Source organism: Nonomuraea soli (genome assembly GCF_013761175.1).
GTDB classification, from domain to species: Bacteria; Actinomycetota; Actinomycetes; order Streptosporangiales; family Streptosporangiaceae; genus Nonomuraea; species Nonomuraea soli.
Map to the genome: position 1 here is coordinate 441,407 of NZ_JACDUR010000004.1, position 24,745 is coordinate 466,151.

The window sequence follows — 24,745 nt, forward strand, 5'->3', positions numbered from 1 at the left end:
TCGCATCCCTCGGTGACGTTGCTCACTGGCGGCACTAACATTACCGCTCAGTAGAAATCTCATTTCAGTACATAGAGGGTCCTCGTCTCAAGCCCCCAGCAGGAGGATTCATGCGCCGGATTGTCTCTGTCGTGCTTATCGGTCTCGGGGCGTTCTGTATCGCGCTCGCACCGCTGGTGAAGTTCTGGGCCGCCGACAAGATCATCTCGTCCGGGGTCAAGTCCAACCAGTTCGGGGTCAGCAACCTGGAGGCCAAGGGGGCGCAGTACTTCTCCCGGCAGGACCTCAAGGTCCTGACCGCCGACCTCGACATCATCGTCACCACGCGCGGCGACGTGAAGGAGGCCAACGCCGACCGCGTCGTCTGGGACGAGGCCACGGTCGTCAACGACCGCACCAACAACCGCCGCGTCATCGACCTGTCCGAGCGGCGCAGCGCCTTCGACCGCGCCAGCGGCGTGGGCGTCAACTGCTGCGGCGTCAACGTGCAGAAGGAGCCGGTCCAGATCGAGGGGCAGATCTACAAGTTCCCCTTCGGTGTGGAGAAGAAGACCTACAAGGTCTTCAACAGCACCGTGCGCAAGGCCTACGACGCCACGTTCGTCAAGGAAGACGTGGTCAACGGCCTGCCGGTCTACGTCTTCGAGCAGACCGTGCCCGCGACCAAGACCCAGACCCTCACCGCTCCCGCCAACGTCTTCGGCATGACCCAGACCGGCGACGTGCAGCTCGACCGCTGGTACGAAGGCAAGAACACCTACTGGATCGAGCCGGTCACCGGTTCCCCGGTCAAGCAGGAGCAGCAGCGCAACGAGGTGCTCAAGAGCTCCGACGGCGTCGAGCGCTCCAAGGCCTTCGTGGCGACCGCGGTGATGACCCCCGACACGATCAAGGGCCTGGTCGACAGCGCCTCCAGCGGCAAGAGCCAGATCAACCTGATCACCAACACCCTGCCGCTGATCCTTCTCGTGGTGGGTGCGGTGCTGCTGGTCGGCGGAATCCTGATCGGGCGCCGCAAGACTAACTAGAACCTGTTTCACTTCAGTTGTATCGTCTGGGGCATGCGGACCCGTGTCACAGACATGCTGGGAATCGAGTTACCGATCTTCGCATTCAGTCACTGCCGCGACGTCGTCGCGGCAGTGAGCCGCGCCGGGGGCATGGGTGTCCTCGGCGCTCTCTACTTCACCCCCGAAGAGCTCGAGATGGAGCTCAAATGGATCGACGACCACGTCGACGGCAAGCCCTACGGCGTCGACGTGGTCATGCCCGCCTCCTACGCCGGCGCGGACTTCGCCCCTGAGGAACTCGTCGGGCGACTGCAGGGCATGATCCCCGAAGGGCACCGGGCATTCGTCGACGACCTGCTGGCCGCGCACAACGTGCCCGAGTCGAGCGGCGAGGCGGGCAAGGTGCTGCTCGGCTGGACCGACGCCACAGCCAGGCCCCAGGTCGAGGTGGCGCTACGGCACCCGATCGCGCTGCTGGCCAACGCGCTCGGCCCGCCTCCGGCCGACGTGGTCGAACTGGCCCACCAGCACGGCGTGAAGGTCGCCGCCCTGGCCTCCACCCCGCGCCATGCCGTCAAGCAGGTCGAGGTGGGCGTCGACATCGTCGTCGCGCAGGGCACCGAGGCCGGAGGGCACACCGGGGAGATCACCACCATGGTGCTCATCCCCCAGGTCGTGGACGCGGTCGACGTGCCGGTGCTGGCGGCGGGCGGGATCGGCGACGGCCGCCAGATGGCCGCGGGCATGGCGCTGGGCGCCGAGGGCGTGTGGACCGGCTCGATCTGGCTCACCGTCGAGGAGGCCGACACCCCGGCCATGGCCCGGCAGCGCATCCTGGCGGCGACCTCGCGCGACACCGTGCGCTCGCGGTCGTGGACGGGCAAGCCGGCGCGGCTGCTCAAGAACGAGTGGACCGACGCCTGGGAGTCGGAGGACTCCCCGGGGACCCTGCCGATGCCGCTGCAGTTCATGCTCGTCTCCGACGCGCTGCGGCGCATCGGGCGCTCGGACGCCTCCGAGCTGGCGACGTTCCCGGCCGGGCAGATCATCGGGACCATGAACCAGGTCAAATCGGCGAAGGACGTCGTGTTCGACCTGGTGTCCGGCTACATCGAGGCGGTGGAACGGCTCGGCGGCCTGGAGAAGTGACTCTCAGCGGCCCTCGTACGTCGCGGGCCGCTTCTCCTTGAAGGCCCGTGATCCCTCCTTGGCGTCCTCGGAGCCGATCACGGGCCAGCCGTACTCGTCGGAGACCTTCAGCGCCTCCGGCTCCGCCATGCCCAGCGTGTCGCGATAGGTGCGCAGGATCGCCTGTACGGCCAGCGGCCCGGAGGAGGCGATGTCGTCGGCGATCTCCCGCGCGCTCTGGAGCGCCTGACCGTCGGGGACCACCCGGTTGACCAGCCCCATCCGCAGCGCCTCTGCCGCGGTGATCGAGCGGCCGGTGAGCAGCAGGTCCATGGCGTGGCAGTAGGGGATCTGCCGCGGCAGCCTGATGGCGGCGCCGCCCATCGGGAACAGCGCCCGCTTGGCCTCGAACAGCCCGAGCGTGGCCGACTCCGCCACGACCCGCAGGTCGGTGCCGATCAGCAGTTCGGTGCCGCCGGCCACGGCGTAGCCCTCGACGGCGCAGACGATGGGCTTGGTGGGCAGCTCCAGACGCAGCAGGCCCTTCCAGTGGTAGTCCTGGATCCTGGCCGCGCGTTCCTGGACCGCGGGGTCGGTGGAGGGCGTGCCCATGGCCTTCAGGTCGGCGCCCGCGCAGAAGACGCCCTCGGCGCCGGTCAGGATGGCCACCCGGACGCCGGGCTCCTCGGAGATGTACGCCCAGGCCGAGGCCAGTCCGACCAGCATGTCGGAGGAGAGCGCGTTGCGCGCCTCCGGGCGGTTCATGGTCACGGTGACGACATGGCCGTCGCGCTCGATGCGGCAGTGAGGGGTGCTGATCGGCAGGAGATCCATGCGCCCCACACTAACCAAGCAATCGCTAGCTCACCAGGTGCGCGTAGACGATGATGTTGTCCTCGTAGTGTCCCGTCGCCTGGTCGAACGCGCCACCGCAGGTGATCAGCCGCAGCTCGGCCGCGTCAGTCTTGCCGTACACCTTGCCGGTCGGGAAGGCGTCCTTGCCGACCTGCTCCAGGGCGTCGACCGCGAACCTGGCCGTGGTGCCGTCCTCGCGGTCGACGGTGATCACGGCGCCCGGCCTCAGGTCGTGGACCTTGGAGAAGACGGCCGGCTTGCCGTACGCGTCGACATGGCCCACCAGGACGGCCCCGCCCGCCTCGCCGGGCGTGGGGCGATGCTTGTACCAGCCGACCAGGCCGGGCTCGGCCAGCGGCGGCACCTCGATCGTCTGGTCGGCGTTGAGGCCGACCGGGTCGATCACCGCGTCCTTCACGCCGATGTCCGGGATGCTCATCGACACCGGCTCCGACTCCGGCAGCTCGGCGACCTCCTCGGCGAACATGCCCACCGGCTCCGGCGCCCGCGTGGTGGCCGCCGCCACCGGCCGCTTCTCGGCGGCCTGCGCCGGCAGCGGCTCGCCCTTGATCGCCCCCGCGACCATCAGGCAGCCGCAGAACACCAGGATCGCCGCCAACGTCTGGAACATCGTGCGCTTCAAGCTCTTCCCCCTGTTCGGTGCTGGATAGCAGAGTGCCGCCGCGGCCCCTTCACGGGGCCGAGGCGGCGAACTCCCAGTCGGCTCTGGGCCGACTCTGCTCAGGCCTGCTCGGCCTTGCGGCGGCCCCACACGGCCGAACCGGCGCCACCGGCGATCAGCAGACCGCCCAGCGCCACCCCGGCCATGTTGTTCTGAGCCAGGCCGCCGCCGGTCGCCGCGCCACCCTTGGGGGTGAAGTCGTCCGACTGCGCGACCACGCGGGTCCTGACCGTGAGCTTGTCGGCGTCGGAGGCGCCGTTCACGTAGGCCTTGAACCAGTACCCGCCGGCCTTGACGTAGGACGGCACGTGGAAGCGCTTGGCGGCCACGCCGAACCTGTTCACCGAGACCTTGAACGCCTTGCCGTTCGGGTCGACGATGACGACCTTGGTACCAGGAGCCACGTGCTTGGTCGCGACGAAGGCGGTGAACTTGCCGCCCGCGACGACCGAGCCGGGGTTGAGCTCAAGGTTGACCTGGGCCTTCGGAGCGGGCTTCACCACGGTGAGGGTGGCGGAGTCACGCTTGCCCGCGACCTCGGCGGTCACGGTGTAGCGGCCGGGCTTGGTGCCCTTGGGCGCGGTCAGCTTCACGCGGGCCGTGCCGTACGCGTCGGTCCTGGCGTAGTGACGCTTGCCGCCGGGGTCGGTGAAGGTGACCAGGCTGCCGGGCTTGACGTTCTTGGTCGTCACGCCCGCGTGGTAGCTCTGGCCGGCGACCACGGCGCGCGGCTCGAGGCCGAGGTCCACGCTCGGCGCGGCCTGCTCGCCCTTGATGGTGACCGAGGTCCTGGCGCGGCCGACCTCGGCGCCCGCGGCATCCTTGAAGACGACGAACACCGGGTAGGTGCCGGGCTTGGCCCCGGGGTTGGTGGCGACCTGCCCGGTCCTGGTGGTGCCGAGCGTCATGTTCTCGGTGATCTTCGCCCAGAACGCCGGCGACTCGATGTAGGCGTCGGCGGCCTTGCCGGTCACCGTGTAGGTGACGCGCTCGCCGGCCTTGACGGCGGCGGGGGAGACCGAGATGCCGAAGGCGACGGGCTTGTCGGCCTCGACCGTGATGCTGCCCTCGGCCTTGCCCCAGCGGCCGAAGTCGGCGCGGACCGCGCTGCTGCCCGGCTTGGCGTCCTTGGCGATGACGGCGGTGAAGGTGGCGCGGCCGACGCCCTTGCCGGCGTCCTTCAGCGGCACGGTGTAGGTGCGCTCGAAGGCGTCGCCGCTGACGATGGCCTCACCGGCGCGCAGGTCGCCGACGACGTCGACGGTCACCGACTCGCCCGGGACGACGACGTGCTTCATGCCGATGCGCGGCTCGATGGAGGCGACCTCGGTCACCTTGAGCCGGGTGCTCACCTTGCCGAAGCGGTTGGCGTCGGCGCGCACGTCGAAGGTGCCGCTGTCGGCTTGGGCCGGGACGGTGAAGGTGTACTCGGCCACGCCGTAGCCGTCGCTGTCGCCGGACAGCGGGACGGTCTTGGCGCCGAACAGGTCCGAGCTGAAGATGATCTCGCCGGCCCGGGAGTCGGCGTGGGCGCGCACGGTGACCTGCTGGCCGGCCTTGGCCTCGTAGGTGCTCAGGCCGATCTTGAGCTCCTGGGCCACCTCGGTGACCTTGAGATTGGCGCTGTCGGACCTGCCGCCCGCCGTGACGGTGACGGGGAAGGTGCCGCTGTCGGCCTTGGCGGGGACGGTGAAGGTGATCTCGCCGAAGCCGCGGTCGAGCTTGACGGTCCGGGTGCCGAACAGGTCGGAGCTGAACGTCGCGGAGTCGATCCGGTGCGAGGTGTGCACGCGGGCCGTGACCTGCTGGCCGGCCTTGGCCTCGTAGGTGCTCAGCCCGAGCTTGACGTTGTAGTGGCCCGTCCCGGCTTCCGGGGTCTGGGCCGGCGGGGTCGGACGCTCGGTCGGACGCGCGGCGGGCTTCTCGGCCGGCTTGCCCGAAGGCTGCTCCGAAGGCTGCTCGGAAGGCGCCGGCGACTGCTGCTCGACGGCGGCGGCCAGGTCCGCGGGGATCTCGTCGGCCATCGCGGGGGCGGCGGTGAGGACCGCGAGGCCCAGCGCGCCGGCCACGGCGAGTGACTTGCTGAAACGCATCTTCTTCCAATCGACGAAGGAAGGCGCGGGGTTCGGGAGACCCCCGATCTCGGGAAACACGCCACCTTCGCGCTGGACATCATGTCGTACAAAGACACCGTAAAGCGGACAAAAACGGCAGCCCTTGGGATCTTTTGCACTTTCATTACCAAACCGCAACGAAACGGACTAATGGGACTAGAGTGTACTGGTGAGGTGATCATCCCAAGCGCTTGCTAGGTAAGCCCTGGCGGGGTTAGTCTGCGGCCACCGAACGAGAACCTGTTCTCGTTCGGTCGTTCGGAGCCTTGCCGTCCCGCCCGGAACGTGATTCGCTCCGATCGCCGTCCCGAGGGGAAGACCGCGAGGGAGTTCCGATGGGCACGCTCGGCTTCTGGAGATTGGCGCAGGCGGATCCCGAGTGGGTCGCCGCGGTGGATCCCGACGGCACGGAACACCGTGCCGGGGACCTGCTCGCGCGGGCCAACCGGATGGTGCACGGCTTACGCGAGCTGGGGCTGCAACCCGGCGACGGCTTGTGCGGCCTCGTCCCGAACGGCGTCGACGGGCTGGTGCTCTACCTCGCCGCCCTGCAGGCCGGCTGGTACTACACCCCGATCAACTGGCACCTGACCGGCCCCGAGATCGGCTACATCGTGGCCGACAGCGAGGCCAAGGCGTTCTTCGTGCACCCGAGGTTCGCCGAGGAGGGCGGGCGGGCCGCCGAGGCGATCGACGCCTCGCGCCGCTTCGCCTTCGGTGAGATCCCCGGGTTCAGGCCCGTCGGCGAGCTGGTCGACGCCATGCCCGACACGCTGCCTGGCGACCGTACGGCGGGCGCCACGATGCACTACACCTCGGGCACCACCGGCAAGCCGAAGGGAGTGCGCCGCAGGCTCAGCGGCCTGGACCCCGACGACGGCGCCGAGCTGATGACCTTCCTGCTGTCGCTGTTCGGCATGACGCCCGGCAAGCCCAACGCCCACCTGGTCACCTCGCCGAACTACCACACGGCCGTCACCCAGTTCGGCGGCACGGCCCTGCACATGGGCCACACCCTCGTCTACATGGACAAGTGGGACCCCGAGGAGACGCTGCGCCTGTGCGAGCGCCACCGGGTCACCAACTCCCACCTCGTGCCGACGCACTTCAAGCGCCTCCTGGCCCTGCCCGACGAGGTGAAGGGGGCCTACGACCTCTCGTCGCTGCGCTGGATGATCCACGCGGCCGCGCCCTGCCCGGTCCCGGTCAAGCAGGCGATGCTCGAGTGGTGGGGCGACTGCGTCTACGAGTACTACGCGGCCACCGAGGGCGGCGGCACGATCGCCACCCCCGAGGACTGGAAGGCGCACCCGGGCACCGTCGGCAAGGCCTGGCCGATCAGCGAGCTGCTCATCGTCGACGACGAGCTGAAACCTGTTCCAACCGGCACCCCCGGCACGATCTACATGAAGATGATGGGCGTCTCCTTCGAGTACAAGGGCGACCGGGCCAAGACCGAGGCGGGCCGGCTCGACGACTACTTCACCGTCGGCGACATCGGCTACCTCGACGACGAGGGTTTCCTGTTCCTGTGCGACCGCAAGGCCGACATGATCATCTCGGGCGGGACCAACATCTACCCGGCCGAGATCGAGAACGAGATCATGATCCACCCCAAGGTCGCCGACGTCGCCGTGTTCGGCGTCCCCGACGAGGAGTGGGGCGAGCAGATCAAGGCCGTCATCGAGGCCGCTCCCGGCTCCACCCCCGGCCCCGAGCTCGCGCAGGAGATCCTCGCCTCGCTGGAGGGCCGCCTGGCCAGGATGAAGTGGCCCAAGAGCGTCGACTTCATCGCCGAGATGCCCCGCGAACCCAACGGCAAGCTGCTCAAACGCAAGTTGCGCGATCCCTACTGGGAGGGACATGGCCGTGCCATCTGAGGACCTCGTCGCCGATCACGTGCTGGAGTTCCCCGGCGGTTACACCCGCACCACCGGGCCGGTGATCGGGCGCTTCCTCACCGAGTTACGCGACGGCCGGATCCTCGGCGTGCGCACCCAGGAGGGACGGGTGCTGGTCCCGCCCCTTGAATACGACCCCGGCACCGGCGACCCGGTCACCGGCGAGTGGGTCGAGGTCGGGCCCTCCGGCACGCTGGCCGCCTGGTCCTGGGTGCACGAACCGCGACCGCAGCACCCGCTCGACCGGCCCTTCGCCTGGGCGCTGATCAAGCTCGACGGCGCCGACACCTGCCTGGTCCACGCCGTCGACGCGGGTGACCCCAAGACGCTCAGGCCGGGCACCAGGGTCAGGCCACGCTGGAGCGCGGAACGCACCGGGTCGATCACCGACATCGCCTGCTTCGTGCCCGAGGTGACGCGCATCGTCTCGCCGGTGCGCGTGCCGTACAAGATCAGGGCCGGAGCCTCGCTCAGCCGCTTCCTGGAGGGCATCCGCGCCGGGACCTTCCTCGGCAGCCGCTGCACCACCTGCGACAAGGTCTACGTGCCGTACCGGTCGTCGTGCCCGGAGTGCGGCAACGCCATCAGCGGCGAGGTCACCCTGCCCGACACCGGCACGGTCACCACGTTCGCGATCAACAACCTGCCCGACCCCCGCGCGCCGCAAGTGCCGTTCGTCTCGGCGTACATCCTCATCGACGGCGCCGACGTGCCGATGATCGCCCTGCTCGGCGACGTCCCGGCCCACGAGGTACGGCAGGGCATGCGCGTGCGCGCGGTCTGGGTCCCGGAGGAGGAGCGTACGGCGGGCATGGGCAACATCAAGTGGTTCGCGCCCACCGGCGAACAGGACGTGGAGCTCTGATGCGGGACGTAGCGATCGTCGCCTTCGCCCAGACCCGGCACACCGCCACCGACTCCGGACTGTCCGAGCCCGAGCTCATGCTGCCCGTGCTGGAGGAGATCCGCTCCCAGACCGGGATGCGGCGCTTCGGCTTCACCTGCTCGGGCTCCTGCGACTACCTGGCGGGCGCCCCGTTCTCCTTCGTCTCCGCGCTCGACGCCGTCGGCGCCTGGCCGCCCATCGCCGAGTCGCACGTCGAGATGGACGGCGCCTGGGCACTCTACGAGGCCTGGGTCAGGCTCCAGCACGGCGACGTCGACACCGCCCTCGTCTACGGCTTCGGCAAGTCGTCGCTGGGCGACCTGCGCTCGATCATGACCCTTCAGCTTGACCCGTACTACCTCTACCCGCTCGGACTCGACCAGCTGTCGTACGCCGCCCTGCAGGCCTCGGCCCTGGGCGCGTCGCGGGCCGACCTCGACGCGGTGGCGCGGCGCAGCCGCGAGGCCGGGGCTACCAACCCCCACGCGCTCGAACTGCCCGCGGAACCGGGCGATCCCGTGGTGGACCCGCTGCTGGCCTGGGACATCGCGCCGATCACCGACGGCGCCGCGGCCGTCGTCCTGGCCGCAGGCGACGCGATCGCCGACCTGGCCGCCCGTCCCGCCTACATCACCGGCATCGCCCATCGCATAGACCCCCACTACCTGGGTATGCGGGATCTGGCCCGGTCGGCCTCCGCCGCCGATGCCGCACGAGCGGCGGGGGTCGGCAAGGGTCACGTCGACGTCGCCGAGCTCCATGCCTGCTTCAGCCACGAGGAGCTCATCCTCCGCGAGGCCCTCGGCCTGCCCGATTCCACGCTCGTGAACCCGTCGGGGGGAGCGCTGTGCGCCAACCCCGTGATGGCCACCGGGCTCATCCGCATCGGCGAGGCCGCGCGCCGCGTCATGGACGGCACCGCCTCCCGCGCGGTCGGCCACGCCGCGAGCGGGCCGTGCCTCCAGCACAACCTCGTCACCGTCCTGGAGGGGTGAACGACCGTGAGCAACCGTTGCGCGGTGATCGGCGTCGGCCAGACGGCCTACACGACCAAACGCCACGACGTGTCGATCGCGGGCCTGGTCCGCGAGGCGGCGCTCAGGGCCCTGGAGGACGCGGGCCTGACCTTCAAGGACATCGACGCCGTGGTGATCGGCAAGGCCCCGGACCTGTTCGAGGGCGTCATGATGCCCGAGGCGTACCTGGCCGACGCGCTGGGCGCGGCCGGCAAGCCGATGATGCGCGTCCACACGGCGGGCAGCGTCGGAGGATCGACCGGCCTGGTGGGCGCCAGCCTCATCCAGGGCGGCGTGCACGAGAGAGTCCTGGTGGTCGCCTTCGAGAAGCAGTCGGAGTCGAACGCCACCTGGGCGCTGTCGACCCACCTGCCGTTCAACGCCTCGCTGGTGGTGGGCGCGGGAGGCTACTTCGCGCCGCACATCAGGGAGTACATCAGGCGCTCCGGCGCCCCCGACCACATCGGCACGCTCGTCGCGGTCAAGGACCGGCTCAACGCGCTGAAGAACCCCTACGCCCATCTGAAGATCCCCGGGATCAACCGCGAGATGGTCGAGAGCACCCCGATGTTGTGGGAGCCGATCCGCTACCTGGAGACCTGCCCGTCGAGTGACGGGGCCTGCGCGATGGTGCTGTCGTCCGAGAGCAAGGTGACCGGCACCCCCGCCTGGGTGCTCGGCACGGCCATGCGCTCGGAGCCGATCTTCCGCGCGGGCCGCGACACCGTCAACCCGCAGGGCGGCAAGGACTGCGCGGCCGACGTCTACGCGCAGGCGGGCATCACCGACCCGCGTCGCGAACTCGACGTGGCCGAGGTGTACGTGCCCTTCTCCTGGTACGAGCCGATGTGGCTGGAGAACCTCGGCTTCGCGGCCGAGGGCGAGGGCTGGAAGCTGACCGAGTCGGGCGCGACCGCGCTCGACGGCGACATCCCGTGGAACGCCTCGGGCGGGGTGTTGTCGAGCAACCCGATCGGGGCGTCAGGGCTGATCAGGTTCGCCGAGGCGGCTCAGCAGGTCAGAGGGATGGCGGGGGAGCACCAGGTGGACGGCGCGCGGCGGGCGCTGGGCCATGCGTACGGCGGAGGCGCCCAGTTCTTCGCCATGTGGATCGTCGGGAGCCGCAAGCCCTGAGGAGGAGCCGATGGAGTTCAACCACGCCGACCTGTTCGAGGGGCTGGTCGACACGGTCGGGGAACGCACCGCGCTGGTCTGCGGTGAGGACCGGCGCACCTTCCTGGAACTGGAGGAGGAGGCCAACCGGCTGGCCCACCACCTCCAGGCCCAGGGGGTGGGGCCAGGCGACCACGTCGGCATGCAGCTCTACAACGGCGTCGAATACGTGGCCACGCTGCTGGCGACGTTGAAGCTCCGCGCGGTGCCGATCAACGTGAACTACCGCTATGTCGAAGCGGAGCTGCGCTACCTCTACCAGGACTCCGACATCGTGGCGCTCGTCTACGACGTGGAGTTCGCCGGCCGGGTGGCGGCGTCGCTGACGCCCAAGATCACGACGAGGGTCGTGGTGGGCGGGCAGGACGAGGGCGCCGTGCCGTACCAGGAGGCCCTGGCGGCCGCCTCGCCGGTCAGGGACTTCGAGACCCGTTCCGGCCAGGACGTCTACATCATCTACACCGGCGGCACCACCGGCATGCCCAAGGGCGCGATGTGGCACGTCGAGGACCTGTTCATGGCCTTCGGCGGCGGCAATCCGTACGGCGAGCCGCGCGCGACGCCGCAGGAGGTGATCGACGCCGCGGTCGCCGCCAACCCGTTCGTGATGATGGCGGCGCCCCCGCTGATGCACGGGGCGGCGCAGGTGGGCACGTTCCTGGCGTGGTGGATGGGCGCGGCGATCGCCTACGTGCGGCGCTTCGACGCCGACGAGGTGTGGCGCACGGTGGAGCGCGAGCGGGTGCTGACGGTCAACATCACCGGTGACGCGATGGCCAGGCCGCTGGCCGACGCGCTGGAGCGCAACAGCTACGACCTGTCGGGTCTGATGGTGGTCAGCTCCACGGGCGCGATCCTGTCCGGCGCGGTGCGTGACCGGCTGCAGGAGCTCTTACCCAACGTCATGATCCTCGATAATTTCGGATCGACCGAATCCGGGTACACGGCTTCGGGGGTTCCGGGGTCGACTCCGGAGAAGGGTCTGAAATACCAACCCAACGCGACCTCGAGAATCGCGGTCCTCGACGAGAAGCTCCAGCCGGTCGGACCTGGCCAGATGGGCACGATGGCCAAAGCCGGGCACATCGCCTTCGGTTACTACAACGACCCCGAGAAGACCGCGAAAACCTTCGCCACCGACGAGAACGGCACCCGCTGGCTGCTCACCGGCGACCTGGCCACGATCGACGACGACGGCATCATCACCATCCTGGGCCGAGGCTCGCAGTGCATCAACACCGGCGGCGAGAAGGTCTTCCCCGAGGAGGTGGAGGCCGTGCTCAAGGGCCATGAGGCGGTCTTCGACGCGGTCGTGACGGCGGTGCCCGACGAGTTGTGGGGGTCGCGGGTCGCGGCGGTGGTCGAACCCCGTCCCGGTGTCGAGGTGACGCAGGAGGATCTCGACGCCCACTGCAGGGAGCGGCTGTCGGGCTACAAGGTGCCGCGCACGTATGTGTTCGTCGAGCGGATGCAGCGTTCGCCCGCGGGCAAGGCCGACTATCGCTGGGCACGGGAAACGGCCGAGGCCGCAAGCTGACGGGAAGTGCTACGTCGTGGCACGACGGCTCCGGTCGTGCCACGACGCCGTTGAGGAGAAGCTCCTCTAGCTCTTGGACGTGGCCAGGTAGGCGCCCAGGCCCAGGTAGATCAGCCCGCTGCCGACGTTGAGCCGGCGGCGGGCCCTGGCCGAGCCGCGCAGCTTGCCGGCCAGCGCCGACGCCAGCAGCGCAAAGGCGCCGTCGGAGGCCAGGCCCAGCACGATCCACACCGCGCCCAGCAGCGCGATCTGCGGCGCCACCGGGTGGGCGGTGTCGACGAACTGCGGCAGGAAGGCCAGGAAGAAGATCGCGGTCTTCGGGTTGAGCACGTTGACCACGAAGCCCTCCCAGAACAACCTCTTCTTGGAGTGCACCTTCAGCTCCACCAGGTCCGCGGTGTCGCGCTTGATGATCGCGCGGACGCCGAGGTAGACGAGGTAGGCCACGCCCAGGACCTTGACGATGGTGAAGGCGGTGGCGCTGGCGGCCAGCAGGGCGCTGATGCCCAGGGCGGCGGCCACGACATGGACGACCGAACCCGCGTGGATGCCCGCCACCGAGACCAGGCCGGCGGCCCTGCCTTGCGCGACGCTCCTGGTGACGATGTAGACCACGGCGGGTCCTGGCACCACGAGCAGCGCCAGCGTGGCGGCGCAGAACAGGGCGAGAGTCGTCAGATCTGGCATGTCACCAGCGTAGAAGCGCCGTCAACGGGTTATGCACAGGGCGTCGAGCAGCGCCGCGGTGCTGGGCTGGTCGGGCGGCTCGCCGTACACGGCCGCGTAGACGTGCCTGGTCGAGCCGGGGATGGGCGCGATGCCGACGGCGGGATGGCGGTGCGCCTGCAGCGCCAGGCCAGGCAGGACGGTCAGGCCCAGCCCGGCCGCCACCAGCGCCTGGACGGCGACGATGTCGTCGCTGGTGAAGGAGATCGACGGGTCGAACCCGGCACGCGCGCACATGTCGAGCAGGTGGCTGCGGCAACGGTCGCACCCGGCGATCCAGTCGGCGTCTCGGTGGTCGGCGAGGTCTCCTGACAGCTCGGAGTCCGGGCCGATCAGGTAGCTCGGGTCGTCGAGCAGGTGGATCATGCGGATGTCGCCGTCCTCCGGCTCGGTGTCGTCGTAGCGGAAGATGACCGCCACGTCGACGCGCCCCGCTCGCAGCAGGCGCAGGGCCTCGGGCGGCTCGGTCTCGGTGAGCTGGAGGCGCAGGCCCGGATGCTCCCGTGACAGGCGGCGCGCGGCCTCCGGGACGAACGTGCCCAGCGCCGAGGGGAAGGCCGCCAGCCGTACGCGGCCCGACCTGAGCCCGACGTGCGCGGCGAGTTCCTCGGAGGTGGCGTCGAGCCGTTCGATGATCTCGGCCGCGCGCTCGGCGAGCAGCCGTCCCGCCGAGGTCAGGCGGATGCCCCGGCCGACGCGCTGCAGCAGCTTGGTGCCGGTCTCGGCTTCGAGGCGCGACAGGTGGTGGCTGACGGAGGGCTGCGAGTAGTGCAGGTCGCGCGCGGCGGCGGTGAGCGACCCCCGGCGCGCCACGGCGACCAGGACGCGGAGCCGGGTTACATCAAGCATGTCTATATATAACCCCAAACACTTCTGTTGGACCTATAGGTGGGTCGTGGAGCAGTGTAAGAGGGGAAGGAGAAATAACTCTATTCCCTAGGGGGAAACCATGAATATGGTCGCGACCCTGACCCGCCCCGGCCTCGCCACCCTGGTCGACGGCGTCCGCCGCATCACCGCCGCCGGCCGGTCCAAGCGCGAGACCGCCTTCGCCGTCGCCGACTTCCTGCGCGCCCACCTGCCGGGTCTCGACATCCTCACCGAGCAGGAGCGGGCGGGGAAGGCCGAGACCTACCACTCGTTCCCGCTGCACGCGGAGACGGGCTTCTCGATCGTGGCCGTGGTGTGGCGCCCAGGACAGGGGACGGTCATCCACGACCACCTGTCCTGGTGCGCGTTCGGGGTGCTGAGCGGGAACGAGCACGAGACGCTCTACCGGGACATGGGGGACCACCTGGTGGAGATCGGGCGCGCGGACAACCGGCCGGGGGAGGTCAGCGGGTTCGCGCCGCCCGGAGACATCCACTCGGTGATCAATACCAATGACGAGGTGGGGGTGTCGATCCACATCTACGGCGCCGACGTCAGCCGGACGGGAAGCAGTGTGCGCCGGGTGTACGACCTTCCCGTCCTGTGACCGCATGGGCCTCCCACCACCGGGCGCTTCGCGCCGCTCGGGGTCGGGCTCCCCTCCTTTGGGGGGCCGAGCCCCCCAAGACCCCCAGCCGGGGGCCTGCCGGCCCCCGGACCCCCGGTCGTTACCGTGATTCGGGCCGAGTATCGCCGGGCGCTTCGTGGCCGTGAAGAGACGCGCCCACGGCGCGACCAGGCCGCACGTGGCCGCAGGGTCGGCTACCTGTGCAACCGGCATCGACGACCAAGCCGGCGCCGGCCTGCGCACCCGCCAGAAGTTCAGCCGCCCGCACTGCTCGTGGACCAACGGCAAGCCGGACGCCTCAACCGCACCCCGGCCGCCGAATGGGCCTACCGTCAGCAACCAGCACCTCACCGGCTCCGTCGGGCCCTGACTGGGCCACTACAACACCCAGCGACCTCACTGAGTCTCGGCGGCCGGCCACCCATCACCCGACTGTCACGCAGCCATGGCCAACTACACCTAGACCACCCTGGGGCGACTGCCCCGACGCCCCCGGGCGGCGGGTTCAGCCCCGTGCCGCGTCCGCCTGCCAGGGCCGTAGCAGCCGCTGCCACTGGGCGGGCCAGTTGAGCAACGCGATCACCCCCGCCACCACGAGGTGGATCGGCGCCGACAGGCTCTCCTGCACCGGGTCATGGCTGACGATGTGCGTGGTCACCGCCCCCGTCAGCACGAACACCAACCCGGCCGCCCCCAGGAACCGGGCCCGCCGCCGAGGTATGACCAGCAGCACCGCGCAGGCGAGCTCCAGGGCGCCGACGGCGAACCGGAACCACGGCGGGTACCCCCAGTCCGCGAACCTGACCGCGTAGTCCTGCCCGAAGGGCCCGACCCCTGGCCAGTACTTGGTGACCGCCCCGAGCAGAAACTCGGCCGCGACGATCCAGTACACGACGGTGGCCGCGTGCTTGCGCATCTCAGTCCTCCGCTGCCTGGGTGAGCCCGACGACGTTGCCGTCGGCGTCGGTGACGAGCGCGGTGAGCTTGCCGCCGCCGACGTCGGTGATGTCCTGCCGCAGGACGGCCCCGGTGGTGAGCAGCCGCTGCAGGCTGGCGGCGATGTCCTGGACGTGCCAGTAGCAGACGGGTCCGGTCATGCCCTGCCGGTGGCCGTTGGGGTCGAGGCCGATGTCCTGGCCGTCGACGTGGTAGCCGACGTAGTAGACCTCGTCCATGTACGGTTCCGCTCCGACCAGCGCGCCGAAGACCGTCTTGGCCTTGGCGAGGTCGCTGACCGGGTAGATGATCGTCTCCACTTTCGGCATGTTGACTCCTCTCTCGCTGGTGAGCGGCCTCTGGTGTGGCGGCTCTGATGCCACGGTAGGGATCGTCCCCGGCGGGCCGTGAGACCAGAACGTGCCAACCAGGGGACGGAACCCGCCACCCTCTGAGCAGCGGCGTCGCCCTGTTCTAGGCTGACGATCGTGACGAGGGGCACGATGCCGCCCTACGTGGTGAGCCTTGTGTTGGAGGCGGCGTCCGCCGCGGGGGTCGCGCGTGAAGAGCTCGCCCGCCTCCCGGGTGTGAGCAGCCTCGACCAGCCGGGCATCCGGGTGCCGACGATGACGCTGACCCGGTTGTGGGAGGTCGCGGCGGGTGCGTTCACCGAGGCGGGAGGCGCGCCACGGGTCGCGGGGCTGTGGACTCCCGGCCGGTTCCACGTCTGGGACTACGTGATCAGGTCGTCGCCCGATCTGGCAGAGGCCTTCCGGCTGGCCGCCCGTCATCTGCCCGCCGTCACCGATCCCGACAGCGCGTTCGACGTGCGCCTGGACTCGGCGGGCCGGCTGACGGTGGCCACGAGGCCGGTGCCCACGTTCGGCCGGGTGGGCGCGCTGATCGGCGAGTTCGTCCTGGGCCTCCTCCTGCAGCAGGCGGGCACGGCGCTGGGCCGTCCGGTGGTGCCGGTCGCCGTCGCCGTCGCGGGTGAGCCGCCGCGCTCGTACCGTCATCTGGTCGAGGCGTACGGCACGCATGAGATCCAGTTCGGCGCCCCGGTCTCGTCGATCACCTTCTCCGCCGCCGACGCGGCGGCACCGCTGCCGGGGGCCGATCCGGCCCTCGCGGTGATCGTGCAGGACCATGCCGTGCATTCGGTGAGCACGGCGAGGCTGCTGCTCGGCTGGCTCGACAAGGTCCATGCCGAGGTGGCCGAGTGTTTCCCCGACGGGCCTCCCTCGCTCGACAGGGTCGCCCGCAGGATGGCCATGAGTCCCAGGACCTTCCAGCGCAGGCTGCACGAGGAGGGTACGAGCTGGCGCGAGGAGGTGGAGAAGGTGCGCGAGGCGGAGGCGACGCGGTTGCTGCGCGACACCCGGCTCACCATCGACGTGATCGCCGCCCGGGTCGGCTACTCCGACATCCGGGCGTTACGCCGGGCCTTTCACCGCTGGCACGGTCACGCGCCGGCCGACTTCCGCCGGCGCTCGCCCTCGGGGTGACGATGGGCGTCGAGCCGGGCGAGGATGCGGTTCACGTCGCCCCGCTCGCCCGGCGGCAGCGGCGCGCCCACTGACGCTCGCAGCGCCTGCGCTTCGGCCAGGAGCCGGGTCGCCTCCTCCGTCTCCCCGGCGAGAGAACGAGCTCCGGCCAGCCCTTCCTTGGCCAGGGCCACGGCGCGCGGATCGGCCGTCGCCTCCGCGGCGGCCAGGCCCTGGAGCTGCAGCCGGGTCGCCGTGGCGGCGTCGCCGCGCTGCTCGGCGACGAAGCCCAGCTCGGCCAGCAGGAAGGCGGTGCCCGCCAGGCCCTTGACGTCGTCGAGCCAGCTCAGCCACCGGCGCAGCCGGGTCTCGGCCTCGTCGAGCCGTCCTTGGCGGCGGGCCACCATGCCCAGGCCGACCTCGGAGAACTCCAGCGCCGACCGGTACGACTGGCGGGTGGCCAGCTGTACGGCGCGCTCGTGCAGGGTCCTGGCCCTGCCGAGGTCGCCGGTGAGCAGGGCGACGCGGCCCAGCGCGGCGAGCCTGAACGCGACGGCGGGCCACAGCCCCAGCTCCTCGGCGTGTTCGAGCCCCTCCTCGCGCAGCTTGGCCGCCTGGTCGTAGTCGCCGCCGATCTCGGCCAGCATCGCCAGGGAGTCGGCGGCCTCCAGCTGCCCCCAGCGGTCGCCGAGCTCGGTGAAGGCGGCCAGGGCGTGCTCGCCGTCGGCGCGGCTCGCGGCCAGGTCGCCCAGGGCCATGGCCAGGTGGGAGCGGGTGGCGAGGGCCGCGGCCCGGGTCCAGGCGTCGCCCTCCTGGCGGGCTCGTTCCAGCACCTGCTCGATGCGGCGCAGGTTCGCGGCGAAGTCGCCGTAGGCCCACCGCACGTGCACGGCGAACCACGAGGCCCGCACGCCACCCGTCGCGACGGTGTCGGGGGGTTCGCCCAGGGCCGTGGACATGCCCGCGAGCCAGGCGCGGTCGCCTCCCGACGCCGCCAGCGCGTCGCGTGCCTCCACCAGGCGCCCCCGCAGGTGCCGGTACCAGGCCAGCGCGTCCGCCAGCCGTGCGTCGTGTACGAGCCCGAAGTCGGCAGCCTCCGCGTCGAGCCGCGCCAGCCACTCCCGCTGCCGTGCCCCGCGCACCTCGGGTTCGGCCCGTACGGCCAGGCCGACGAAGTAGGCGTGATGCAGGTCCCGTATCCGCGATTCCTCACCCGAGTCCGCCAGCTTCTCGCGGGCGTAGGCGCCGATCGACTGCAGCAGCAGGTAGCGCGGCCCGGCCCCGACGACCACCAATGACCGGTCGGCCAGCCGCGCCAGCTCCTCGGCTCCGACGCCGACCGCCTCGGCCGCCTCCAGCGTGCAGCCCCCGGCGAAGATCGACAGCCGCCGCAGCGCCGTACGCTCCGCCTCCGACAGCAGCTCCCAGCTCCAGTCGATGACCGCGCGCAGGGTGCGCTGCCGGGCGGGCAGGCCGCGGATCTCGGGGCTGAGCGTGGCGAACCGGTCGTCGAGCCGCCTGGCCAGCTCCTCCAGCCCCAGCGCGCGCACCCGGGGCGCGGCCAGTTCCAGCGCGAGGGGCAGGCAGTCGAGCCTCCGGCAGATCTCGGCGACCAGGTCGCCCGGTTCGACGGCGGCCCGTTCGGCGAACAGCTCGACGGCGGCGGGCTCGCTGAGCGGCTCCACGTCGAACCTGGCCTCGCCCGGCAGGCCGAGCGGTTGCCGGCTGGTGGCCAGGATCCTCAGCCCGGGCGCGGCGCCCAGCAGGGTGCGGGCGAGTTCGGCGACGTCGTCGATCACCTGCTCGCAGTTGTCGAGGAGCAGCAGGGTCCGCTTGTCGCGCAGGGCGTCGGTCAGGGGGATGTCGTCGCGGATGCCGAGCGTCGCGGAGATCGACCGGGTGAGGTCGGCGGCCGTGCGGGCCGCGGCGAGCTCGACCAGCCACACCCCGTCGGGCGCCGAGTGCGCCAGCCCGTTGGCGGCGGCCAGCGCCAGGCGGGTCTTGCCGACGCCGCCGGGCCCGGCGAGGGTCACCAGCCGGGCCCGGCCGAGCAGGTCCCCGACTCGTCGCACCGCTCCGTCGCGCCCTACCAGCCGGGTCAGCGGGGCGGGCAGGTTGGTTCTGGCGGGCTCCTGCCGGACCATCGCCAGGTGGAGCTCCCGCAGCTCAGGACCGGGGTCGACGCCGAGCTCCTCGGCCAGCCGTACCCTGAACCCGTCGAACGCCGTGAGCGCCTCGTGCCGCCGCCCGGCCCGATCGAGGGCCCTGAGGTGCAGCGCGAGCAGCCGCTCGCGGAACGGGTGCGCCTCGACCAGCGCGCCGAGCTCCACCGCCCGGCCCAGCGCCAGCCGTACCTCCGCCCGCTCCTCGATCAGCGCCAGCCGCAGCTCCTCCAGCCGCGCGGCGTACGGCACGGCGAAGTCGAGCCCTTCCAGCACGGGACCACGCCACAGGCCCAGCGCCTCGTCAAGCAGGTCGGCTCTGGCGGTGAGCTCGGAGGCGGCGCGGGCGGCGGCGGCCAGGCGCTCGAACTGCGCGGCGTCGAGCCACTCCACGACCACCTGGTAGCCGCCCGCCCGCCGCACCACCAGCCCGCGGTCGCCGAGTGCCCCTCTGAGCTGGGAGACGCGCGCCTGCAGCACGGCGGCGGCGTTGCGCGGCGGCTCGTCGCCCCACAGGTCCTCGATGAGGATCTCGGCGGGCACCGGCCGGGGCGCGTGGATGAGCAGGTCGGCCAGGAGCGCGCGGACCTTGGTCTCGGCCACGGCGAGCGGCCGGCCGTCGTCCGCCCACACCATCAGTGGACCAAGCACTCCGAACCGCACCAGGTCAGGCTATCCGTAGGAAACCCGTAGCCCGCTCCGGCAGAGTCACGGCCATGACGAAGAACGTGACGATTGCCGGTCTGGGCGCGATGGGATCGAAGATGGCCGAGGTCTACCTCGACCACGGTTACGAGGTGACGGTCTGGAACCGCACGGCCGCCAAGGCCGACCCGCTGGTCGCCAGGGGAGCGGTCAGGGCCGACACCGCCGCCACGGGTGCGTTGATCCTGATCAGCCAGGTCGACTACCGCTCCATGTACGACAGCCTCGGCGACGCGGACCTGAGCGGCAAGGTGCTGGTCAACCTGAGCTCCGACACCCCGCAGACCCTGCGTGAGGCGGCCCGCTGGGTGAGTGAACGCGGCGGCGAGCTGGTCACGGCGGGCATCATGGTGCCGCCGCCCGGCATCGGCCAGCCCGGCGCCTACAGCTTCTACAGCGGCAGCGAGAGCCTGGTCGAGCGGCACCGGCAGACGCTGGAGGTGCTGGGCGAGGTGAAGTTCATGGGGGAGGACCACGGGCTGGCCATGGCCTACTACACCGCGAGCCTGCACCTGTTCTTCTCCACGCTGGCCGCCTTCATGCAGGGCGCCGCGCTGGTCGGCGACGCGGGCACGTTCCTGCCGTTCGCCCAGGAGACCATGGTCGAGCTGGGCGGCGACGGGCCGATGGGCTATCTGAAGATCCTCGCCCGGGAGATCGAGCAGGGGGTCTATCCGGGCGGCGAGAACAACATGCACATGATGGCCGTGAGCATGGAGCACATCCTGCACGCGAGCAAGGACGCCGGCCTCGACGTGACCCTGCCGGCCGCGCTGGCGGAGGTGATGAACAGGACCGTCGGCAGCGGCCACGCCGCCGACGGGCTGGGCAGCGTCTACGAGGTGATCCGGCCGCGCAGCAGGTCCATCAGCTCGGTGTGAACCTCCTCGATCGAGCGGTCGGGACGCAGCACCTTCCGCTCGATCGAGACGGTCAGCACCATGCCGAAGACCGCCGTGGGCGCGACGCCTCCGGGCACGTGGCGCTCGTAGACGCTGATGACCCGGGAGCGCAGCGCGGCCACGGCGTCCTGCCAGGCCGTACGCCACATCTCGGCCAGCAGGACCCGCGCGAACGGCCCGTAGCGGGCGAAGAACTCCAGCTGGGCGAGCACGGCGGCGTCGAGGTCGCCGGCCTCGCCCATGGCGTCGGCGAGCAGGCCGATGCCGTAGTCGAGCAGCTGCGCGAACAGCTGCTCCTTGCTGCCGAAGTTGTAGAAGACCGTGCCCTTGGCGACTCCGGCGCGTTCGGCGATGGCCTCCACGGTCGTCGCCGTGTAGCCCTGCTCGGCCATCAGCTCGATGGCCGCGGCGAACACCTTGAGCCGGGTCTCCTGGCGGGTCACAGCGCCAGCTCCGGGTGGAGCCTGCGCATCGACCAGGTGCGACCCCGGTGTACGGCCAGCACGGTCAGCGCGAGGCCCAGCAGAAGGAAGGCGGACAGCACCCCGCAAGCCTGCCACACCACGGTGAGGTCGCCGCCGCTGATCAGCCGCCGCAACGCCGCGACGAGCCAGCTCATCGGCAACCACGGCGAGATCGTCTGGAAGAAGCCGGGTGAGGTCTCGATCGGGTAGGTGCCCGCGGCCGAGGTGAGCTGGAGCATCAGCAACGCCAGCGCCACCACCCGACCGGGTGGTCCGAGCAGCGCGTTGACCGCCTGGATCAGGGCCAGGAAGGCGGCGCTCGCCAGGAGCAGCATGCCCGCCAGCCCCCACCAGTGCGCCGCCTCCAGGCCCAGCAGCCTGAGCGCGCCGAGCAGGATGCCCACCTGGGCGAGGCCGAGGACCGCCGCGGGAATCCAGCCCGCGAGGGCGGTCCTGAGGGCGCCGGTGGTGCCCGCGAGCAGGCGGGGGTTGAGCGGCCGCAGCACCATGTAGGCGATCATCGCGCCCACCCACAACGCCAGCGGCACGAAGAACGGCGCGAAGCCGGTGCCGTAGTTGGGCACCTCGTTCTCCACGGAGGTGGCCAGCTTGACCGGGTCGCTCATGACCTCGCTGCGGCTCTCGCGCTCGCTGTCGGAGTAGTCGGGGATCTGCGAGGCGCCCTTGCCGAGCCCGTCCGCCAGTTCGCCCGAGCCGTCGGCCAGCTTGCCGAGCCCCTGGCCGAGGTCGTCGGCGCCGTCGTGGAGCTTGCCGACGCCCGCCTGGAGCGAACCGGCGCCCTGGTGCAGTTTGCCGACACCGCTCTGCAGCTGCCCGGCACCGTCGCTGAGCTTGCCGATCCCGCCGCCCAGCTTGCCGACGCCGGCGCCGAGCTCGGCCAGTCCGTCGCCGACCTTCGCGGAGCCGGCGGCGAGCTTGGCGGCGCCTGCTTCCAGCTGTCCTGCCCCGGAGCCGACCTGGCCGAGCTTCTCGTGGACGGTCGCGGATCCGTCGGCCAGCTTGGCCAGACCCGCGTCGAGTTCGGCGAACTGGTTGCGCACGCCGTCGAGCTTGGGGCCGAGCTGGGGCGCGATCCTGGCGATCTCGCGTGCCTGCCTGGCCAGCTCGCGCGCCTTGTCCGGCAGGTCGCTCGGGCGCGTGCCCAGCTCGCCTGCCTGGCCGGACAGGGCGGCGCTCTGCTCGGAGGCGCGCTCCGCCGAGGTGGCGGCGCCCCTGAGCAGTTCGCGGACCTGCGGGTCGGCGTCGGGCCCGAGCGCGTCGAGCGCGGAACGCGCCTGTTCCGCGGCGCTGGAGGCGTGCTGGCCCACCTGGCCGGCCTTGGCCGCCAGCCGTTCCGCTGCGCCGGTGCCGGCCCCGTCGGCGAGGGCGTCGGCGGCGTCGGCCACCGCCTCGGCCGCGGCGGCGACCTTGGGGCCGTACTCGTCGAGGAGGGGCACGTAGGTGTCGGCCAGCCGGTTGACGGTGGCGAGCTGGGCGTGCACCTGCTCGTAGGCCTGGCGGTTGCCCTCGGCCAGCGGTCCGGTGCCCTCGTCGCGCAGCCTGGCCACGCCGTCCCGGAGCTCGCCCAGCTTGCCCTGCAGCGTGGTCAGCCCCGTGGTGACCTGCTGCGAGCCGTCGCGCAGCTTCACCGCCCCGGCCGACAGTTTGGCGGTGGCGGTGCCGGCCTCGTTCAGCCCCACGGTCAGCTTCCTGCTGCCCTGGACGGCGGAGCCGAGGCCGCCCGTCAGCTCGCGCGTGCCCTGCTCGGCGTCGCCCAGCCCCTGGCTCAGCCGGCCGGCGCCCTCGCCGGCCTCGGCCGCGCCCTCCTGGAGCTGCCCGGCGCCGTCGGCGGCCTCAGTCGTCTTGTCGTGGATGTCGGAGAAGGAGAGGAAGACCTTGTCGAAGTAGCCCTGGACGGCCGTCCGCGACGCCGCGGCCCGCACCTCGTCGAAGACCGCGTCGGAGATCGTGCCCATGATGTAGGAGCGGCCGGTGTCGACACGCACCCCCAGCTCGGCGGGCTCCTTCGTGCCGGTCAGCCGCGAGCTGAAGTCGGCCGGGATGGTCAGCGCGACGTAGAAGCCGCCGTCGCGCACCCCGTCGGCCGCCTGCCGCGCGTCGACGTCGCGCCAGCCGAACACCTTCCGCTCGCGCAGCTCGTCGGCGAGCTCGGGACCGTAGGTGCCGGTGTCCTCCACGACCAGGGCGACCGGCAGCCTGTCCAGGTTGCCCTGCGGATCCCAGAACGACCACAGGTAAAGGCCCGCGTACAGCAGTGGCAGCAGCACCACCCCGGCCAGCGCCGCCCTGGTCAGCCTCGACCTGGTGAACCTGCGCAGCTCTCTCATCACAACTCCACCAGGTGATCGAAACGGGCGGGCGGCTGCACGCAGGAGGCGACCACGGCGACGTCGAGCCCGCGCAGCAGGTCCCACAGCACGTCCTGCCGGTCGGCGGGCAGGCCCCGGTCGACGTTGTCGGCCAGGATCACGCCCGGCCGGTCGAGGAGGGCGAGCGCGAGGCCGAGCCGTACGGCCTGCTCGCGGTCCAGCTCACCGGCGGCGGTCCGGTCGCCGGCGGTGAAGCCGACCCGTTCCAGGACCCGCTGGTACGGCACGCGCCTGCGCTCCCGCAGGTGCTCGCGGACCGTGAGCTGACGGTCGAGGTCGGTGACCCCGTCAACGAGCGCGAGCGCGGCGACCCGGCGGATCTGCCTGGGCCTGGCGTGCCCTGCCACGGTCAGCGTTCCGGAGGAGGGCCGCATCCGCCCCGCGAGGGTCAGCAGCAGGCTCGTGCGCCCGCTGCCGGCCGCCCCCGCGACGACGGTCAGCTCACCGGAGGCGGCGCTCAGGGTGACGTCCGAGAACACCCCCTCGACCGACAGATCCTTCGCGACGATCACGTGGCCCTCCTTTAAACTGACCAGTCAGTACAAAAGGTAGCGCACAAAAAGAGGGCCCCGTCCTCCGGGACCCTTCTCCGCCTAGCGCAGCTCGCCTTCCAGCAGGCCCATCATCACCATGTCGTGCCACTTGCCGCCCCGGCGGAAGCCGTCGCGCGCGACGCCCTCCTGCACGAAGCCCACCTTCTCGTACACCCTGCGCGCCGCCACGTTGTCGGCGACGACCCACAGCTCGATCCGGTGCAGCCGCATCTCCTCGAACCCGTAGCGGCACATCACCCGCATCGCGTCGCTGGCCAGGCCCCTGCCCCACTGGTCCTTCTCGCCGATCCACAGGTCGAGCTGCGCCATGCCCAGCTCCGGCTGGGCGTCGCGCAGCCGGATCGCCCCGACCAGCTTGTCGTCGCCGAGGGTCTCGATGCCCAGCAGGGTGGTGGCGTAGGAGTTCGTGTCACGCTCCAGATGCCGCCTGGTGAGCTGGGCCAGGGACTCGGGATAGCCCGCGTTCATCCAGCGCACCACCTCGGGGTCGGCGCCCCAGCGCCACAACGACGGGGCGTCGTCGGGTTCGAGCGGGCGGAGGCGGACCTTGGTTCCAGTGAACATGCCCTCTGTCTATCAGGGGTGGTCAACCGGTTTTCTCTGCCAGAAAGCCCGCGGCGGG

22 protein-coding genes are annotated in these 24,745 nt (G+C 71.1%); 10 read left to right on the top strand and 12 right to left on the bottom strand.

Translation table 11 applies throughout. The annotated features are described in order from the left end of the window. Positions 1-131 precede the first annotated feature (131 nt). A complete protein-coding gene (pgfA, locus tag HNR30_RS20495) occupies positions 132-1,028 on the top strand; it encodes a cell envelope lipid trafficking protein PgfA (protein WP_312894533.1) in 897 nt (298 codons plus the stop codon). Positions 1,029-1,061: 33 nt separating this feature from the next. Further along, positions 1,062-2,159 (top strand): NAD(P)H-dependent flavin oxidoreductase, encoded by a 1,098-nt coding sequence (locus tag HNR30_RS20500; RefSeq protein ID WP_181611508.1) that lies wholly within the window; start codon positions 1,062-1,064, stop codon positions 2,157-2,159. Between the two features lie 3 nt (positions 2,160-2,162). Here the strand turns inward: HNR30_RS20500 and HNR30_RS20505 are convergent, their stop codons facing one another. From HNR30_RS20505 to HNR30_RS20515, 3 genes are all read right to left on the bottom strand, one after another. Continuing rightward, positions 2,163-2,972 carry a crotonase/enoyl-CoA hydratase family protein gene (locus HNR30_RS20505; protein ID WP_181611509.1) on the bottom strand — a complete coding sequence of 270 codons (810 nt, stop codon included), beginning with the start codon at positions 2,970-2,972 and terminating at the stop codon, positions 2,163-2,165. 25 nt (positions 2,973-2,997) lie between these two features. Further along, positions 2,998-3,636, bottom strand: a complete 639-nt coding sequence (locus tag HNR30_RS20510) for a class F sortase (protein ID WP_181611510.1) — start codon at positions 3,634-3,636, stop codon at positions 2,998-3,000. Positions 3,637-3,734: 98 nt separating this feature from the next. After that, positions 3,735-5,768 carry a hypothetical protein gene (locus HNR30_RS20515; protein WP_181611511.1) on the bottom strand — a complete coding sequence of 678 codons (2,034 nt, stop codon included), beginning with the start codon at positions 5,766-5,768 and terminating at the stop codon, positions 3,735-3,737. A gap of 356 nt (positions 5,769-6,124) precedes the next feature. On the opposite strand from HNR30_RS20515, the gene HNR30_RS20520 reads away from it, so the two are divergent. The 5 genes from HNR30_RS20520 to HNR30_RS20540 are packed head-to-tail and all read left to right on the top strand — an operon-like array spanning position 6,125 to position 12,302. Continuing rightward, positions 6,125-7,669 (top strand): acyl-CoA synthetase, encoded by a 1,545-nt coding sequence (locus tag HNR30_RS20520; protein ID WP_181611512.1) that lies wholly within the window; start codon positions 6,125-6,127, stop codon positions 7,667-7,669. Continuing rightward, positions 7,653-8,555: a Zn-ribbon domain-containing OB-fold protein gene (locus HNR30_RS20525; RefSeq protein WP_181611513.1), complete on the top strand. Its 903-nt coding sequence runs from the start codon at positions 7,653-7,655 to the stop codon at positions 8,553-8,555. The genes HNR30_RS20520 and HNR30_RS20525 overlap by 17 nt, the downstream gene beginning before the upstream one ends. Then, positions 8,555-9,571, top strand: coding sequence for a thiolase family protein (locus HNR30_RS20530; protein WP_181611514.1), 1,017 nt, complete (start codon positions 8,555-8,557; stop codon positions 9,569-9,571). Before HNR30_RS20525 ends, HNR30_RS20530 begins: the two co-directional genes overlap by 1 nt. Positions 9,572-9,577: 6 nt before the next feature. Continuing rightward, the gene (locus HNR30_RS20535; RefSeq protein ID WP_181611515.1) at positions 9,578-10,726 is read left to right on the top strand and encodes a thiolase family protein; all 1,149 of its coding nucleotides are present in this window, start codon (positions 9,578-9,580) and stop codon (positions 10,724-10,726) included. Between the two features lie 10 nt (positions 10,727-10,736). After that, positions 10,737-12,302 (top strand): acyl-CoA synthetase, encoded by a 1,566-nt coding sequence (locus HNR30_RS20540; protein WP_181611516.1) that lies wholly within the window; start codon positions 10,737-10,739, stop codon positions 12,300-12,302. A 66-nt stretch (positions 12,303-12,368) separates the two neighbouring features. Here the strand turns inward: HNR30_RS20540 and HNR30_RS20545 are convergent, their stop codons facing one another. Then, on the bottom strand, positions 12,369-12,989 hold the full coding sequence (locus HNR30_RS20545) for a LysE family translocator (protein ID WP_181611517.1): 621 nt from the start codon (positions 12,987-12,989) through the stop codon (positions 12,369-12,371). Between the two features lie 21 nt (positions 12,990-13,010). Further along, a complete protein-coding gene (locus HNR30_RS20550) occupies positions 13,011-13,877 on the bottom strand; it encodes a LysR family transcriptional regulator (protein ID WP_181611518.1) in 867 nt (288 codons plus the stop codon). A 100-nt stretch (positions 13,878-13,977) separates the two neighbouring features. Here HNR30_RS20550 and HNR30_RS20555 point away from each other — a divergent pair, with 100 nt between their 5' ends. Then, entirely contained in the window at positions 13,978-14,505 is a 528-nt protein-coding gene (locus HNR30_RS20555; RefSeq protein WP_181611519.1) for a cysteine dioxygenase family protein, read from the top strand. A gap of 526 nt (positions 14,506-15,031) precedes the next feature. Here the strand turns inward: HNR30_RS20555 and HNR30_RS20560 are convergent. Together HNR30_RS20560 and HNR30_RS20565 are read right to left on the bottom strand one after the other, a co-directional pair. Beyond that, complete coding sequence (locus HNR30_RS20560; RefSeq protein WP_181611520.1) at positions 15,032-15,442, bottom strand: DoxX family protein; 411 nt, start codon at positions 15,440-15,442, stop codon at positions 15,032-15,034. 1 nt (position 15,443) lies between these two features. Next, positions 15,444-15,791, bottom strand: coding sequence for a VOC family protein (locus HNR30_RS20565; RefSeq protein WP_181611521.1), 348 nt, complete (start codon positions 15,789-15,791; stop codon positions 15,444-15,446). A gap of 159 nt (positions 15,792-15,950) precedes the next feature. Here HNR30_RS20565 and HNR30_RS20570 point away from each other — a divergent pair, with 159 nt between their 5' ends. Continuing rightward, a complete protein-coding gene (locus HNR30_RS20570) occupies positions 15,951-16,967 on the top strand; it encodes an AraC family transcriptional regulator (protein WP_181611522.1) in 1,017 nt (338 codons plus the stop codon). On the opposite strand, the gene HNR30_RS20575 is transcribed toward HNR30_RS20570, so the two are convergent. Beyond that, positions 16,925-19,771 carry an ATP-binding protein gene (locus HNR30_RS20575; protein WP_312894534.1) on the bottom strand — a complete coding sequence of 949 codons (2,847 nt, stop codon included), beginning with the start codon at positions 19,769-19,771 and terminating at the stop codon, positions 16,925-16,927. The two genes, HNR30_RS20570 and HNR30_RS20575, sit on opposite strands and share 43 nt — an antisense overlap. Before the next feature lie 53 nt (positions 19,772-19,824). Here HNR30_RS20575 and HNR30_RS20580 point away from each other — a divergent pair, with 53 nt between their 5' ends. After that, a complete protein-coding gene (locus HNR30_RS20580) occupies positions 19,825-20,694 on the top strand; it encodes an NAD(P)-dependent oxidoreductase (protein WP_181611523.1) in 870 nt (289 codons plus the stop codon). Here the strand turns inward: HNR30_RS20580 and HNR30_RS20585 are convergent. From HNR30_RS20585 to HNR30_RS20600, 4 genes are all read right to left on the bottom strand, one after another. Continuing rightward, positions 20,649-21,158 carry a TetR/AcrR family transcriptional regulator gene (locus tag HNR30_RS20585; protein ID WP_181611524.1) on the bottom strand — a complete coding sequence of 170 codons (510 nt, stop codon included), beginning with the start codon at positions 21,156-21,158 and terminating at the stop codon, positions 20,649-20,651. The two genes, HNR30_RS20580 and HNR30_RS20585, sit on opposite strands and share 46 nt — an antisense overlap. Next, on the bottom strand, positions 21,155-23,527 hold the full coding sequence (locus HNR30_RS20590; RefSeq protein WP_181611525.1) for a YhgE/Pip domain-containing protein: 2,373 nt from the start codon (positions 23,525-23,527) through the stop codon (positions 21,155-21,157). Before HNR30_RS20590 ends, HNR30_RS20585 begins: the two co-directional genes overlap by 4 nt. Continuing rightward, the gene (locus HNR30_RS20595) at positions 23,527-24,081 is read right to left on the bottom strand and encodes an ABC transporter ATP-binding protein (protein ID WP_312894535.1); all 555 of its coding nucleotides are present in this window, start codon (positions 24,079-24,081) and stop codon (positions 23,527-23,529) included. The genes HNR30_RS20590 and HNR30_RS20595 overlap by 1 nt, the downstream gene beginning before the upstream one ends. An 81-nt stretch (positions 24,082-24,162) precedes the next feature. Further along, positions 24,163-24,687, bottom strand: coding sequence for a GNAT family N-acetyltransferase (locus HNR30_RS20600; protein WP_181611526.1), 525 nt, complete (start codon positions 24,685-24,687; stop codon positions 24,163-24,165). Positions 24,688-24,745: the final 58 nt, after the last annotated feature.